Annotated in this window: 16 protein-coding genes and 1 tRNA gene; all 17 read right to left on the minus strand. The window is 64.4% G+C overall.

What is annotated here, in order from left to right:
• Positions 1-2 precede the first annotated feature (2 nt).
• The 17 genes from nuoK to rpsO all read right to left on the minus strand — a co-directional run bounded on the left by nuoK (position 3) and on the right by rpsO (position 15,403).
• Positions 3-308 (minus strand): NADH-quinone oxidoreductase subunit NuoK, encoded by a 306-nt coding sequence (gene nuoK, locus JYG37_RS13650; RefSeq protein ID WP_006478272.1) that lies wholly within the window; start codon positions 306-308, stop codon positions 3-5.
• 18 nt (positions 309-326) lie between these two features.
• On the minus strand, positions 327-977 hold the full coding sequence (locus JYG37_RS13655) for an NADH-quinone oxidoreductase subunit J (protein WP_011545812.1): 651 nt from the start codon (positions 975-977) through the stop codon (positions 327-329).
• Positions 978-1,089: 112 nt separating this feature from the next.
• Complete coding sequence (gene nuoI / locus JYG37_RS13660) at positions 1,090-1,578, minus strand: NADH-quinone oxidoreductase subunit NuoI (RefSeq protein ID WP_006484869.1); 489 nt, start codon at positions 1,576-1,578, stop codon at positions 1,090-1,092.
• A gap of 10 nt (positions 1,579-1,588) precedes the next feature.
• Positions 1,589-2,656 (minus strand): NADH-quinone oxidoreductase subunit NuoH, encoded by a 1,068-nt coding sequence (gene nuoH, locus JYG37_RS13665; RefSeq protein WP_050016474.1) that lies wholly within the window; start codon positions 2,654-2,656, stop codon positions 1,589-1,591.
• Positions 2,657-4,987, minus strand: coding sequence for an NADH-quinone oxidoreductase subunit NuoG (nuoG, locus tag JYG37_RS13670; RefSeq protein WP_124554867.1), 2,331 nt, complete (start codon positions 4,985-4,987; stop codon positions 2,657-2,659).
• 85 nt (positions 4,988-5,072) lie between these two features.
• Positions 5,073-6,395, minus strand: a complete 1,323-nt coding sequence (gene nuoF / locus JYG37_RS13675; RefSeq protein ID WP_017331620.1) for an NADH-quinone oxidoreductase subunit NuoF — start codon at positions 6,393-6,395, stop codon at positions 5,073-5,075.
• Positions 6,392-6,877, minus strand: coding sequence for an NADH-quinone oxidoreductase subunit NuoE (gene nuoE / locus JYG37_RS13680; protein WP_050016470.1), 486 nt, complete (start codon positions 6,875-6,877; stop codon positions 6,392-6,394). Before nuoE ends, nuoF begins: the two co-directional genes overlap by 4 nt.
• Before the next feature lie 182 nt (positions 6,878-7,059).
• Entirely contained in the window at positions 7,060-8,313 is a 1,254-nt protein-coding gene (locus tag JYG37_RS13685) for an NADH-quinone oxidoreductase subunit D (protein ID WP_034184888.1), read from the minus strand.
• Positions 8,314-8,322: 9 nt separating this feature from the next.
• Positions 8,323-8,925 carry an NADH-quinone oxidoreductase subunit C gene (locus JYG37_RS13690; RefSeq protein ID WP_006478264.1) on the minus strand — a complete coding sequence of 201 codons (603 nt, stop codon included), beginning with the start codon at positions 8,923-8,925 and terminating at the stop codon, positions 8,323-8,325.
• Positions 8,926-8,946: 21 nt separating this feature from the next.
• A complete protein-coding gene (locus JYG37_RS13695) occupies positions 8,947-9,426 on the minus strand; it encodes a NuoB/complex I 20 kDa subunit family protein (RefSeq protein ID WP_006398799.1) in 480 nt (159 codons plus the stop codon).
• A 62-nt stretch (positions 9,427-9,488) separates the two neighbouring features.
• Complete coding sequence (locus JYG37_RS13700; protein ID WP_006398798.1) at positions 9,489-9,848, minus strand: NADH-quinone oxidoreductase subunit A; 360 nt, start codon at positions 9,846-9,848, stop codon at positions 9,489-9,491.
• A 153-nt stretch (positions 9,849-10,001) separates the two neighbouring features.
• Positions 10,002-10,086 (minus strand) — tRNA-Leu (locus JYG37_RS13705).
• Between the two features lie 110 nt (positions 10,087-10,196).
• On the minus strand, positions 10,197-10,559 hold the full coding sequence (gene secG / locus JYG37_RS13710) for a preprotein translocase subunit SecG (RefSeq protein WP_050016466.1): 363 nt from the start codon (positions 10,557-10,559) through the stop codon (positions 10,197-10,199).
• 72 nt (positions 10,560-10,631) lie between these two features.
• Positions 10,632-11,387, minus strand: coding sequence for a triose-phosphate isomerase (tpiA, locus tag JYG37_RS13715; RefSeq protein WP_050016464.1), 756 nt, complete (start codon positions 11,385-11,387; stop codon positions 10,632-10,634).
• A gap of 140 nt (positions 11,388-11,527) precedes the next feature.
• Positions 11,528-12,547, minus strand: a complete 1,020-nt coding sequence (locus tag JYG37_RS13720) for an NAD(P)H-quinone oxidoreductase (RefSeq protein ID WP_050016461.1) — start codon at positions 12,545-12,547, stop codon at positions 11,528-11,530.
• Positions 12,548-12,695: 148 nt separating this feature from the next.
• Positions 12,696-14,843: a polyribonucleotide nucleotidyltransferase gene (gene pnp / locus JYG37_RS13725; RefSeq protein ID WP_050016459.1), complete on the minus strand. Its 2,148-nt coding sequence runs from the start codon at positions 14,841-14,843 to the stop codon at positions 12,696-12,698.
• Between the two features lie 290 nt (positions 14,844-15,133).
• On the minus strand, positions 15,134-15,403 hold the full coding sequence (rpsO, locus tag JYG37_RS13730) for a 30S ribosomal protein S15 (RefSeq protein WP_006398792.1): 270 nt from the start codon (positions 15,401-15,403) through the stop codon (positions 15,134-15,136).
• Positions 15,404-15,425 lie beyond the last annotated feature (22 nt).

Here is a 15,425-nt window from a genome sequence, read left to right on the forward strand (position 1 = left end):
AATTAACCTTTGAGCTGATCGAGATCCTCGACATTGATCGTGTCGAGCTTACGGAACAGGGTCACCAGAATCGCGAGGCCGATCGCGGCTTCCGCTGCGGCGACGGTCAGCACGAAGAACACGAAGATCTGGCCGTGCACGTCGCCGAGGTAATGCGAGAACGCGACGAAGTTGGTGTTCACCGCCAGCAGCATCAGTTCGATCGACATCAGGATGATGATGACGTTGCGGCGGTTCAGGAAAATCCCGACGATCGCGATCGCAAACAGGATCGCGCCGAGCACAAGGTAGTGAGCAAGAGTCAGCATGGTTTTCTTTTCCTCCGCTTAGCCGTTGGTGCCCGAGCCGGCTTCGCTCTGCGCCGTCTCCGGCTGCGGCTTGTCCGCTTCCATCTTCACGAGGCGCACGCGGTCGTTGCGGCGCACCTTGACCTGATCCGACACGCGCTGGCGCTTGCTGTCCTTGCCCTTGCGCTCAGTCAACCCGATCGCGGCGATGATCGCGACCAGCAGCACGAGGCCGGCGATTTCGAACGCGAAGATGTAGTCGGTGTAGATCACCTTGCCGATCAGGCGCGTATTCGACCAGTTGGCCATCTCGCCCGTCGCCATCGCATGCACGGTGTGCGTGTCGCCGTAGCCGCGCCACAGGATCAGCGCGGTTTCGATCACGATGATCGCGCCGACCACGGTCGCCATCGGTACGAAGCGCTTGAAGTCGCGGCGCAGGTAGTCGATGTTGATGTCCAGCATCATCACGACGAACAGGAACAGCACCATCACCGCGCCCACGTAGACCAGAACCAGCAGGATCGCGAGGAACTCCGCTTCCAGCAGCATCCAGATCGCGGCGGCGTTGAAGAACGCCAGCACAAGGAAAAGCGCAGACGCCACCGGGTTGCGCGAAGTGATCACCTTCAGCCCTGATACCACCAGGAGCAGCGCGAAGATGTAGAACAGTACGGTCGTGAATTCCATGATTACCGGTTCATCGTTAGGCCATAGTCAGGCGCGGCTTGCGGAAGGCCCGCACCCGTCGCGGCGGCTCGGCCCGTTCATCGTTCATGCCGGGCCGGCACTGCAAACACAATCAACGATACGGCGCGTCGGCAGCCTTCGCCGCTGCGATGTCCTTCTCGTAGCGGTCGCCCACCGCGAGCAGCATATCCTTCGTGAAATACAGGTCGCCGCGCTTTTCGCCGTGGTACTCGAGAATCTGCGTCTCGACGATCGAATCGACCGGGCAGCTCTCTTCGCAGAAACCGCAGAAGATGCACTTCGTCAGGTCGATGTCGTAGCGCGTGGTGCGGCGCGTGTTGTCCGCGCGCGTTTCCGATTCGATCGTGATCGCCAGCGCGGGGCACACGGCCTCGCACAGCTTGCACGCGATGCAGCGCTCTTCGCCGTTCTCGTAGCGGCGCAGTGCATGCAGTCCGCGGAAACGCGGCGAAATCGGGGTCTTCTCTTCCGGGAACTGCACGGTGAACTTGCGCTTGAACGTGTAGCGACCGGTCAGCGCGAGCCCCTTCAGCAGCTCGGTCAGGAAGAAGGTCTTAAAGAAGTGTTGGATAGCCGTCATGATTTCGTCCTTACTTCACCCAGATGTTCAGCGGCGACATCATCCAGAAGCCGACCACGACCACCCAGACCACCGTGACGGGCAGGAACACCTTCCAGCCCAGACGCATGATCTGGTCGTAACGGTAGCGCGGGAACGTCGCGCGCACCCAGATGAACACCGACAGCAACGCGAAGACCTTCAGCACCAGCCAGAAGATGCCCGGGATGAACGACAGGAATTCGAACGGTGCGTCCCAGCCGCCGAGGAACAGCGTCGCAGCCAGCGCCGAGATCACGATCATGTTGATGTACTCGGCGAGGAAGAACAGCGCGAACGCCATGCCCGAGTAATCGATCATGTGACCCGCGACGATCTCCGACTCCCCTTCCACCACGTCGAACGGGTGACGGTTCGTTTCGGCGATGCCCGAGATGAAGTAGACGACGAACGCCGGCAGCAGCGGCAGCCAGTTCCACGACAGGAAGTTCACGCCGTGGCCGGCGAAGAAGCCGTGCTGTTGCGAACCGACGATTTCCGACAGGTTCAGGCTGCCGGCCGTCATCAGCACGAGCACCAGCGCGAAGCCCATCGAGATTTCGTACGACACCATCTGCGCCGCGGCGCGCATTGCACCGAGGAACGCGTACTTCGAGTTCGACGCCCAGCCGGCGAGAATCACCGCGTACACGCCGATCGACGAGATCGCCATCGCGTACAGCAGGCCCGCGTTCACGTTCGCGAGCACGGCTTCGGCCTGGAACGGGATCACCGCCCACACCGCGAAGGCCGGCACGACGGTCATCACCGGCGCGATCAGGTACAGCCAGCGGCTAGCGGCGCTCGGCTGAATGACTTCCTTCAGCAGCAGCTTCAGCACGTCGGCGATCGGCTGCAGCAGGCCGCCGGGGCCGACGCGGTTCGGGCCGAGACGCACGTGCATCCAGCCGATCAGCTTGCGTTCCCACAGAATCAGGTACGCGACGCACAGCAGGATGACGACGGAGACGACGAGGATGCGCACGACTGCCCACACCGTCGGCCACGCGAAGCCGAGAAGCTCGGCCCCGCCCGCGTTGATCGTATCGAACAAGCTCATTTACGCCTTCTCCACCACCAGTTCACCGGACAGGCTGCCGAGCGCTGCGCCGGCAGGCGTCGCCGCCGACACGCGAACGACCGTCTCCGCAAGATTCGCGTCGCGCACGGCCGGCAACTGCACCGCACGCTCGCCCTGGCGCACGCGCACCGCGTCGCCTTCCTTCAAGCCCAGCTTGTCGAACAGCGCGGCCGGCAGGGCTGCGGCGTTCGCCGCCTTCGCGGCGGCCGTCAGGTGCAGCGCACCCGCGCGGCGCACGAGCGCGTCGGCGTGATAGATCGGCACATCGGCCAGGCGCTCGAAACCGCCGTTCGCGGCATTCGCCGCGGCACGGGCCGGCGCGACCGACGTCTGGTTCGACAGGCGGCCCGCGACGCCGGCGTCGCCGAGCGCGGCGAGACGCACTTCTTCCGCGGTCTCGTATTCGAAGTTCGGCAGGCCGAGCAGGCTGCCGAGCACGCGCAGCACCTTCCAGCCCGGACGCGTGTCGCCGAGCGGGCGCACGACGCCGTTGAAGCTCTGCACGGTGCCTTCGGCGTTGACGAACGTCCCGGCCGTTTCCGTGAACGGCGCGACCGGCAGCAGCACGTCGGCGTAGTCGAGGCCGTGCTTGAACGGCGACATCACGACGACCATTTCCGCCTGGTTCAGCGCGGCCAGCGCCTGTGCCGGATCGACGGTGTCGAATTCCGGTTCGACGTTCAGCAGCACGTACCCCTTGCGCGGCTGCGTGAACGCTTCGCGTGCGTTCAGGCCGCCTTCGCCCGGCAGTGCGCCGACGACGTGCGCGCCGACCGTGTTCGCCGCTTCCGTCAGGAAGCCGAACGTGGCGCCGGTGTTGTCGGCGATCCACTGCGCGACGGCGTGCAGTTGCGCGAATTGCGGATGACGGACCGCGACGTTGCCGAGCAGCACCGCGCGGCGTTCGCCGTTCGCGAGCGACTGCGCGACGGCTTGCGCGGCCGCCGATGCGGTGACGCCCGCGAGCGCGTCGGGCAACGCGACGCCGCGCAGTTGCGCGACGGCCGCGGCGATGCCGGCCAGCTCGTCGAGCCATGCGGACGGCGCGGCGACGATGCGTTGCGCGGTCGGGATCAGCGAATCGTCACCGGTCGCATGCAGGAAGTGCAGCTTCGCGCCGTTCTTCGCAGCCTGACGCAGGCGCGATGCGAACAGCGGGTGGTCGCGGCGCAGGAACGAACCGACGACGAACGCGGCGTCCACGTTCGACAGGTCGGCGATCGGCATGCCGAGCCACGGTGCGCCCTGGACCGGCGCCGAGAAATCCTGCTGACGCAGACGGAAGTCGACGTTCGGCGTCTTCAGTTCGTTGGCGAGCTGCTTCACGAGGAACAGCTCTTCCGCGGTGCTGTGCGCGCTCGCGAGCATCGCCAGCGCGTTCGCGCCGTGATCCGCGGCGATGCCCTTCAGGCCCTTCGCGACGTATTCGAGCGCGGTCTGCCAGTCGGTTTCGATCCACTGGCCGCCCTGCTTCAGCATCGGCTTCGTCAGGCGCGCTTCGCTGTTGAGGCCTTCATACGAGAAGCGGTCCTTGTCCGAGATCCAGCATTCGTTGATCGCTTCGTTCTCGAACGGCAGCACGCGCATCACGCGGTTGTTCTTCACTTGCACGACGAGGTTCGCGCCGACGGAATCGTGCGGGCTCACCGACTTGCGGCGCGACAGTTCCCACGTCCGGGCGCTGTAGCGGAACGGCTTGCTGGTCAGCGCGCCGACCGGGCACAGGTCGATCATGTTGCCCGACATTTCGGAGTCGACCGTCTTGCCGACGAACGTCGTGATTTCCGAATGCTCGCCGCGGCCCAGCATGCCGAACTCCATCACGCCGGCGATTTCCTGGCCGAAACGGACGCAGCGCGTGCAGTGGATGCAGCGCGACATTTCTTCCATCGAGATCAGCGGGCCCACGTTCTTGTGGAACACCACGCGCTTTTCTTCCGAGTAGCGCGACGACGACTTGCCGTAGCCGACCGCCAGATCCTGCAGCTGGCATTCGCCGCCCTGATCGCAGATCGGGCAATCGAGCGGGTGATTGATGAGGAGGAATTCCATCACCGACTGCTGCGCCTTCACAGCCTTGTCGGACTGCGTGCGGACGATCATGCCGGCCGACACGGGGGTCGCGCAGGCCGGCACGGCCTTCGGCATCTTCTCGACTTCGACGAGACACATCCGGCAGTTGGCCGCAACCGACAGTTTCTTGTGATAGCAGAAGTGAGGAATGTACGTGTCCGCCTTGTGCGCAGCCTGGATCACCATGCTGCCTTCGGGCACCTCGACCTTCTTGCCGTCTATTTCAAGTTCAACCATGATGGTGAATGGTCCTTAACCTATTTCCGCCCGTTCGCGCCTTCGCCCGACCGTGCGCTCAAATTCCGCAACCGGGTGTTTCGCTTCAGGCCGCCGCAGCCGAAGCCACATGCGGCGCGTGACCGCCGACCATGCAATGCTTGTGCTCGACGTGGTACGCGAATTCGTCCCAGTAGTGCTTGAGCATCCCGCGAACCGGCATCGCCGCCGCGTCGCCGAGCGCACAGATCGTGCGGCCCATGATGTTCTCGGCCACCGAGTTCAGCAGGTCCAGATCTTCCTGGCGCCCTTCGCCGTGCTCGATACGATTCACGACGCGATACAGCCAGCCGGTGCCTTCACGGCACGGCGTGCACTGGCCGCACGATTCCTCGTAGTAGAAGTACGACAGGCGCAGCAGCGAGCGCACCATGCAGCGCGTCTCGTCCATCACGATCACCGCGCCGGAACCGAGCATCGAGCCCGCCTTCGCGATCGAATCGTAGTCGAGATCCGTCTGCATCATGATGTCGCCCGGGATCACCGGCGCCGACGAACCGCCCGGAATCACGGCCTTGATCTTCTTGCCGCCGCGCATCCCGCCGGCGAGCTCCATCAGCGTCGCGAACGGCGTGCCGAGCGGCACTTCGTAGTTGCCCGGACGCTCGACGTCGCCCGACACCGAGAAAATCTTCGTGCCGCCGTTGTTCGGCTTGCCGATCTCGAGGTAATTCTGCGGCCCGATGGACAGCAGGAACGGCACCGCGGCGAACGTCTCGGTGTTGTTGATCGTGGTCGGCTTGCCGTACACGCCGAAGCTCGCCGGGAACGGCGGCTTGAAGCGCGGCTGGCCCTTCTTGCCTTCGAGCGACTCGAGCAGCGCCGTTTCCTCGCCGCAGATGTACGCGCCGTAACCGTGGTGCGCGTGCAGCTGGAACGAGAATTCCGAGCCCATGATGTTGTCGCCGAGGAACCCGGCCGCGCGCGCTTCATCCAGCGCGGCTTCGAAGCGTCGATACACTTCGAAGATCTCGCCGTGGATGTAGTTGTAGCCGACGGTGATGCCCATCGCGTATGCGCCGATGGCCATGCCTTCGATCAGCGCGTGCGGGTTCCAGCGCAGGATGTCGCGATCCTTGAACGTGCCCGGCTCGCCTTCGTCCGAGTTGCAGACGAGGTACTTCTGCCCCGGGAACTGACGCGGCATGAAGCTCCACTTCAGGCCGGTCGGGAAGCCCGCACCGCCGCGGCCGCGCAGGCCCGACGCCTTCACGTCGGCGATCACCTGCTCGGGCGGAATCTTTTCTTCGAGAATGCGGCGCAACTGCTTGTAGCCGCCGCGCGCAACGTAGTCTTCGAGGTGCCAGTTCTCGCCGTTCAGACCAGCGAGGATCAGCGGTTTGATGTGACGGTCGTGGAGGGACGTCATTTCGAGAGCTCCTCAAGCAGCTGGTCGATCTTCTCGCGGCTCATGAAGCTGCACATTCTGTGATTGTTCACCAGCAGCACCGGCGCATCGCCGCACGAGCCCATGCATTCGCCTTCCTTCAGCGTGAACCTGCCGTCGGGCGTGGTCTCGCCGAAGCCGATGCCCAGCTTCTGTTTCAGGTAGTCGGCAGTCGCTTCCGCGCCGCCGTGCGGGCCGAGCTGGCACGGCAGGTTCGTGCAGAGCGTGATCTTGTGCTTGCCGACCGGTTTGAGCTCGTACATCGTGTAGAACGTCGCGACTTCCTGCACGGCGACCGCCGGCATGCCGAGATAGTCCGCGACGAACTGCATCAGTTCGGGCGACAGCCAGCCATGCTCTTCTTGAGCCACGGCCAACGCCGACATCACGGCGGACTGTTTCTGATCGGCGGGATACTTCGTCAACGCTCGATCGATTTCCTTCAGGCCTTCAGCTGAGATCATTTTCAGACACGACTCTTTCAATTCCTACCGAACGAACAACCTGCCGCACACTGGGGTGCATGGACGGCAGACCTGGCGCTCACTCTGTTGACAGCTTGCGAAGCCGCGCCGGTTCGGCGCATACCGCTTGTGACTTCGCGTGCGACTGACTGCTCGCCGCCCGCGCGCGGGCGGCGCAACCATTAGCGATCGATTTCGCCGAACACGATGTCCTGCGTACCGATGATCGTGACGGCGTCGGCGATCATGTGACCGCGCGCCATTTCGTCGAGCGACGCCAGGTGCGCGAAACCCGGCGCGCGAATCTTGAGGCGATACGGCTTGTTGGCGCCATCCGACACGAGATAGATGCCGAACTCACCCTTCGGATGCTCGACCGCCGCGTACGCTTCGCCTTCCGGCACATGGAAACCTTCGGTGAAGAGCTTGAAGTGGTGAATCAAGTCTTCCATGTTGGTCTTCATGCCGACGCGCGACGGCGGGGCAACCTTGTGATTGTCCGTCATCACCGGGCCCGGATTCTTGCGGAGCCACTCAATACACTGTTTCGCGATGCGGATCGACTGGCGCATTTCTTCGACGCGCACCAGATAGCGGTCGTAGCAATCGCCGTTCACGCCGACCGGCACGTCGAAATCCATCCGGTCGTACACTTCGTAGGGCTGCTTCTTGCGCAGGTCCCACGCGATGCCCGAGCCGCGCAGCATCGGGCCCGTCAGGCCCATCTGCAGCGCACGTTCCGGGCTCACCACGCCGATCCCGACCAGACGCTGTTTCCAGATCCGGTTGTCGGTCAGCAGCGTTTCGTATTCGTCGACGCACTTCGGGAAGCGCGTGAAGAAATCGTCGATGAAGTCGAGCACCGAGCCGCTGCGCGCTTCGTTCATCTTCGCGAGCGCCTTCTCGTTGCGAATCTTCGACGCCTTGTATTGCGGCATTGCGTCAGGCAGATCGCGATAGACGCCGCCCGGACGATAGTAGGCCGCGTGCATCCGGGCGCCGGACACCGCTTCGTACACGTCCATCAGGTCTTCGCGTTCGCGGAACGCGTACAGGAATACGGCCATCGCGCCGACGTCGAGCGCATGCGCGCCGATCCACATCAGGTGGTTCAGCACGCGCGTGATTTCGTCGAACAGCACGCGGATGTACTGCGCGCGCTCCGGCACGTCGATGCCGAGCAGCTTTTCGATCGCGAGCACGTAGCCGTGCTCGTTGACCATCATCGACACGTAGTCGAGACGGTCCATGTACGGCACGGACTGGATGAAGGTCTTGGATTCCGCGAGCTTTTCGGTCGCGCGGTGCAGCAGGCCGATGTGCGGATCGGCACGCTGGATGACTTCGCCGTCGAGCTCGAGCACGAGGCGCAGCACGCCGTGCGCTGCCGGGTGCTGCGGGCCGAAGTTGAGCGTGTAGTTCTTGATTTCTGCCATGACGCCCCCTTAATGTTTCAGACCGCCATAGCGATCCTCGCGGATCACGCGCGGCGTGATTTCGCGCGGCTCGATCGTCACCGGCTGGTACACGACCCGCTTCTCTTCCGGGTCGTAACGCATTTCGACGTAGCCCGACACCGGGAAGTCCTTGCGGAACGGGTGACCGATGAAGCCGTAGTCGGTGAGGATGCGGCGCAGGTCGGGGTGGCCTTCGAACACGATGCCGTACAGGTCGAACGCTTCGCGCTCGTACCAGTTCGCCGAGGTCCAGATGTCGACCAGCGACGCCACGATCGGCAGATCGTCGTCCGGCGCGAACGCGCGCAGGCGCAGACGCCAGTTGTTCGTGACCGACAGCAGGTGCGACACGGCCGCGAAGCGCGGGCCGTCGTAGGCGCCGTCGCCGAAGGTCTGGTAGTCGACGCCGCAGAGGTCGATCAGTTGCTCGAAACGGAGCTTCGGATCGTCGCGCAGCGTCTTTGCGACTTCGAGGTAATCGCTCGCCTTCACGACGAGCGTCAGTTCACCGATCGCTTCGGTGAGGCTCACCACGCGCGCGCCGAGCGCGGCTTCGAGGTTTGCCTTCAGGGTCTCGATTTTGCTTGCCATATTGAGGGGACGCTCGGGGCTTTATTGACGGGCGATGGTATTGGTGCGGCGGATCTTCGCCTGAAGCTGGATCACGCCGTAGACCAGCGCCTCGGCCGTGGGCGGACAGCCCGGCACGTAGACGTCGACCGGCACGATCCGGTCGCAGCCGCGGACCACCGAGTACGAGTAGTGGTAGTAACCACCGCCGTTCGCGCACGACCCCATCGAGATCACCCAGCGCGGCTCGGCCATCTGGTCGTACACGCGGCGCAGCGCGGGCGCCATCTTGTTGCACAGCGTGCCGGCGACGATCATCACGTCCGACTGACGCGGGCTCGGACGGAACACGACACCGAACCGGTCCAGATCGTAACGGGCGGCGCCCGCATGCATCATCTCGACGGCGCAACACGCGAGCCCGAACGTCATCGGCCACAGCGAGCCGGTACGCGTCCAGTTGATCAGCTTGTCAGCCGTCGTGGTGACAAACCCTTCCTTCAAGACCCCTTCGATACTCATTTGCTTTCCACTCCAGACGAGCGACCGAGCGTGGCCGCCCATGCAAACCGGCGATTAACCCATCACTCCCAGTCGAGGCCGCCTTTCTTCCAGATATAGGCAAAGCCCAGCAGGAATTCGAGCAGAAAAATCATCATTGCGATGAAACCCGGCCAGCCGATGTCCCGGAGCGCGACGCCCCACGGGAACAGGAATGCGGTTTCGAGATCGAAGATGATGAACAGGATGGCGACGAGGTAATACCGAACGTCGAACTTCATCCGGGCGTCTTCAAAGGCTTCGAAGCCGCACTCGTACGGTGCGTTCTTCTCGACGTCCGGCTTGTTGGGACCAAGGAGCTTGCCGATGCTGACCAGCGCTATACCTAAACCAGTGCCCACGAGGAGGAACAACAAGACGGGGTAATAGGCTGCGAGGTTCAAGGCAATCCTCTATCGGTTGGTTCTGAGCGTCCGGAGAATACCACTTCCGGCGGAAGGAATCATTTCGGAGTACAGGCGATCGCAAGACAACCGCAAGCCCACCCCAGAAATGAAAAATGCCAGCCACTAGAAGCGGCTGGCATTGAGTAACTTTGGTGCCGACGGCGAGACTCGAACTCGCACAGCTTTCGCCACTACCCCCTCAAGATAGCGTGTCTACCAATTTCACCACGTCGGCACTGCATGCAACTCGGGTTGTGCTGCTTGTTCCCGCGAATCGCTTCAAGAATTAAATTCTAACCCGAGTTCCGGATTTGTTCAACGCACAACCGCAAAAAAATTAACTTTTTATTTCGGCACATCCTGGCCCGGCGCGCTTGCGGCCGAAGCGGCTGCGGCGGACGCCGCGACAGCCGGCGCCGATGCCGGCGCGGTCGCTGCCGTGCCGAGCACGCCTGCCGACGGCGTCGACTTGTACGAACCGAGGTACGTCAGCGCGAGCGTCGCGACGAAGAAGATCGCCGCGAGAATGCCCGTCGTGCGCGACAGGAAGTTCGCCGAGCCCGTCGCACCAAACAGGCTGCCCGACGCGCCGCTGCCGAACGCGGCGCCCATGTCGGCACCCTTGCCATGCTGCAGCAGCACGAGCCCGATCACGCCGAGCGCAGACAGCACCTGCACCACAATAATCAACGTCTTGAATAACAGCATCACACCCACCCGATTGGATCGGGCGACCGGACCGACCGGCCGCCGTCATGGTTCAATTCGATCTCGGACCGCTCAACGCGCGGCCCGGCAGATCGCCAGGAAATCTTCCGCCTTCAGCGACGCGCCGCCGATCAGGCCACCGTCGATGTCCGGCTGAGCAAACAGCTCTTCCGCGTTGTCCGGCTTCACGCTGCCGCCGTACAGCACGGACACGTCCGCCGCACCCTTCGCCGCGAGACGCGTACGCAGGAACGCGTGCACGTCCTGCGCCTGCGCCGACGTCGCGCTCTTGCCCGTACCGATCGCCCAGACCGGCTCGTACGCGACGACGATGCGGACAGCTTCGTCAGCCGTCAGCACGGCCAGCACCGCGTCGAGCTGCGCACCGACGACCTGCTCGGTCGCACCCGATTCGCGCTCGTCGAGCGTCTCGCCGACGCACACGACCGGCGTGAGGCCTGCCGCGAGCGCGCGTTGCGCTTTCGCGGCGACCGTCTCGCTGCTTTCGCCGTGATACGCGCGACGCTCCGAATGGCCGACGATCGCATACTGCGCGCCGAACTCCGCCACCATCGCGGCCGCCACCTCGCCGGTGAACGCGCCTTGCTCGTGCGCGGACACGTCCTGCGCGCCGAACGCGACACGGCCACCGCCGAGCTGCGCCTGAACCTGCGCGAGATACGGGAACGGCACGCACACGCCGATCGACGTTTCAGCCGCCACCGCGCCCGCACCCTGCACCACTTCGTTCAGCAGCGCCTGGTTGCCGGCCAGCCGGCCGTGCATCTTCCAGTTGCCGATCACTCGCTTTGTTCGTTGTTTCGACATCGTGTCTGTCTCGTCACTATCTTGTCATTAACGTGCCGGAACCCGGCCGTCAGGTTGGATCTGGCGAAGCAAACCCGCGATTTTACTGCGCGCGGCTTGAACCGGTCAAACCGCGTATGTCAAGCCCGCTGCGCGGGCCGTCACGCGTTCGTACCCCAATCGAGCACGATCTTGCCGATGTGCTCGCCGCTTTCCATCAGCGCATGCGCTTGCGCGGCCTCGCCGGCCGGCAGCACACGATAGATCACGGGCTTGATGCGACCGTCGGCCAGCAGCGGCCACACGCGCGCCTTCAACTGCGCGGCGATGCGCGCCTTGAACTCGACCGGGCGCGGGCGCAGCGTCGAGCCCGTCACCGTCAGCCGGCGGCGCAGGATCTCGTTCAGGTTGACCTCGGCCTTCGCGCCGCCGAGCAGCGCGATCAGCACGAGACGGCCGCCGTCCGCGAGCGCGGACAGCTCGCGCGGCACGTACGAGCCCGCCACCATGTCGAGGATCACGTCAACGCCGCGATCGTGCGTCAGCGACTTCACGACTTCGACGAAGTCTTCGGTCTTGTAGTCGATCGCGCGCTCGGCGCCGAGCGCCTCGCACGCGCGGCACTTGTCGGCGGTGCCGGCCGTCGCGAACACGCGAAAGCCGAGCGCATGCGCGATCTGGATCGCCGTCACGCCGATGCCGCTCGAGCCGCCCTGCACGAGCAGCGTCTCCTGCTCGCCGCCCTCGCCCGCGCCGAGCTGCGCACGGTCGAACACGTTGCTCCACACGGTGAAAAACGTTTCGGGCAGCGAGGCGGCCTCGACATCGGTGAGGCCGTCCGGCACCGGCAGGCACTGCGGCAGCGGCGCGACCGCATATTCGGCATAGCCGCCGCCCGCGAGCAGCGCGCACACGCGATCGCCGAGCTTCAGGCCGAACGGGTTCAGCGCCGCATCGGACACGTCGCCGCCGACGATCTCGCCCGCGACCTCGAGGCCAGGCAGATCCGACGCACCCGGCGGCGGCGCATAGGCGCCCTTGCGCTGGAACACGTCGGGCCGGTTCACGCCGGAAGCCGCCACCTTGATCAGCACTTCGCCGCGCTTCGGTTCGGGGCGCGGACGCTCCGCGAGCTTCAGCACGTCGGGGGCGCCGAATTCGGTGATTTCGATGGCTTTCATGGTGAGAATCGCTCCAGGATCGGAATCGGATGGCACGCCCGTGCGCACGGCGCGGGCGCCTCGCCGGCGCTGCTGCGCCGCACAACGATGCTACAGAAAAAACGGCCGGCACGCTTTCGCACTGCCGGCCGTTGGTCCGCCTGTCCGCTTACTGCTGCGGCGGCGTATCCGACTGCGCTGCCGCCGCTGCTTCATTCAGCAGCGCCTTGGCCGACAGACGCACGCGACCCTTCTCGTCCGTCTGGATCACCTTGACCTTCACCTGCTGACCTTCCTTCAGGTAGTCGTTGATGTCCTTCACACGCTCGTTGACGATTTCCGAGATGTGCAGCAGACCGTCCTTGCCCGGCAGCAGGTTCACGATCGCACCGAAATCGAGCAGCTTGAGCACCGTGCCTTCGTACACCTGGCCGACTTCGATTTCAGCCGTGATCTGCTCGATGCGCTTCTTCGCTTCGGCCATGCCTTCGCTGCTCGTGCTCGCGATCGTCACGACGCCGTCGTCCGAGATGTCGATGGTCGTGCCCGTTTCCTCGGTCAGCGCGCGGATCACCGAACCGCCCTTGCCGATCACGTCGCGGATCTTTTCCGGGTTGATCTTGACCGTGATCATGCGCGGCGCGAATTCCGACAGTTGCGTGTTCGCACCCGACACCGCCGACGTCATCTTGCCGAGGATGTGCATGCGGCCTTCCTTCGCCTGCGCGAGCGCGACCTGCATGATTTCCTTCGTGATGCCCTGGATCTTGATGTCCATCTGCAGTGCCGTCACGCCTTGCTCGGTGCCGGCCACCTTGAAGTCCATGTCGCCGAGGTGATCTTCGTCGCCGAGGATGTCGGTCAGCACCGCGAACTTGTTGCCTTCGAGGATCAGGCCCATCGCGATACCCGCGACGTGCGCCTTCATCGGCACGCCGGCGTCCATCAGCGCGAGGCAGCCGCCGCACACCGATGCCATCGACGACGAACCGTTCGATTCGGTGATTTCCGACACGACGCGGATCGAGTAGCCGAATTCGTCGGCGCTCGGCAGGCACTTGACCAGCGCGCGCTTGGCCAGACGGCCGTGGCCGATTTCGCGACGCTTCGGCGAGCCGACGCGGCCCGTTTCGCCGGTCGCGAACGGGGGCATGTTGTAGTGGAGCATGAAGCGCTCGCGGTATTCGCCTTCGAGCGCGTCGATGATCTGCTCGTCACCCTTCGTGCCGAGCGTCGCGACGACCAGCGCCTGCGTTTCGCCGCGCGTGAACAGCGCCGAGCCGTGGGTACGCGGCAGCACGCCGGTGCGAATCTCGATCGGGCGCACGGTGCGCGTGTCGCGGCCGTCGATGCGCGGCTCGCCGTTCAGGATCTGCGAACGGACGATCTTCGCCTCGATGTCGAACAGCACGTTGCCGACCGTGGCCTTGTCGGCCGCGACCGTACCGGCCGCCAGCGCGTCTTCCTCGAGCTTCGCCGACGTCGCCGCGTAGACTTCCTTCAGCTTCGCCGAACGCGCCTGCTTGTCGCGCAACTGGTAAGCGGCGAGCAGATCGTTCTGCGCCAGCTCGGTCACGCGGGCGATCAGCGCCTCGTTCTTCGGCGCCGGCTGCCAGTCCCACTCGGGCTTGCCGCCGTCGCGCACCAGCTCGTGGATCGCGTCGATCGCGATCTGCATCTGCTCGTGGCCGAACACCACGGCGCCCAGCATCACTTCTTCCGACAGTTGATCGGCTTCCGACTCGACCATCAGCACGGCGCGCTCCGTACCCGCGACGACGAGGTCGAGGCTCGATGCCTTGAGCTGGTCACGCGTCGGGTTCAGCACGTATGCGTTGTCGATGTATGCGACACGCGCGGCACCGACCGGGCCGTTGAACGGCAGGCCCGACACGGCGAGCGCGGCCGATGCGCCGATCAGCGCGGGGATGTCCGCCGGGATTTCCGGGTTCACGGACAGCACGTGGATCACGACCTGGACTTCGTTGTAGAAGCCTTCCGGGAACAGCGGGCGCAGCGGACGGTCGATCAGGCGCGACGTCAGCGTCTCGTGCTCCGACGGACGGCCTTCGCGGCGGAAGAAGCCGCCCGGAATCTTGCCGGCCGAGTAGGTCTTCTCGAGGTAGTCGACGGTCAGCGGGAAGAAATCCTGGCCCGGCTTCGCCGACTTCGCGCCGACGACGGTTGCCAGCACGACCGTGTCTTCGACGTCGACGATCACGGCGCCGCTCGCCTGGCGGGCGACTTCACCGGTTTCGAGGCGCACCTTGTGCTGGCCCCATTGGAATTCCTTCACGACCTTGTTGAACATGGACATGGTTGCTCCTTTGTATTCATGCATTTCATTCGCCGCGCCGGCCATCCCGCGCGGCGGCGTCCCGACCGAATCACCCGGAGCAAGGTGTGTTTTTTATGCCATTCCAGCGCGGCGCTCAAGCAGCGACGCGCTGGAATGACACAAATCCTGCCCCGGTATCGGTCGTGGCGGCGGCCCCGTACGAACGTGCGGGAGCGCCTGCGGTGCGTGTGACGCTACGCACCGCGCAAAAACAAAATGCCTGTATCAGCGGACTGACACAGGCATCTTGCTGGCGGCAATCGCCTCGATTACTTACGCAGACCCAGCTTCTCGATCAGTGCGCGGTAACGGTCGGCATCCTTGCCCTTGAGGTAGTCGAGCAGCTTGCGGCGGCGGCTCACCATGCGCAGCAGACCGCGGCGGCTGTGGTGATCCTTCGCGTGGGTCTTGAAGTGACCCGTCAGTTCGACGATACGTGCGGTCAGCAGTGCGACCTGGACTTCGGGCGACCCCGTGTCGTTGGTACCGCGGGCGAACTGAGCAACGACTTCCGACTTCTTGATATCTGCAACAGACATGTGATTTCCTTTCTAACTGAAC

This window comes from Burkholderia sp. LAS2 (assembly GCF_018417615.1).
Classification (GTDB): domain Bacteria; phylum Pseudomonadota; class Gammaproteobacteria; order Burkholderiales; family Burkholderiaceae; genus Burkholderia; species Burkholderia sola.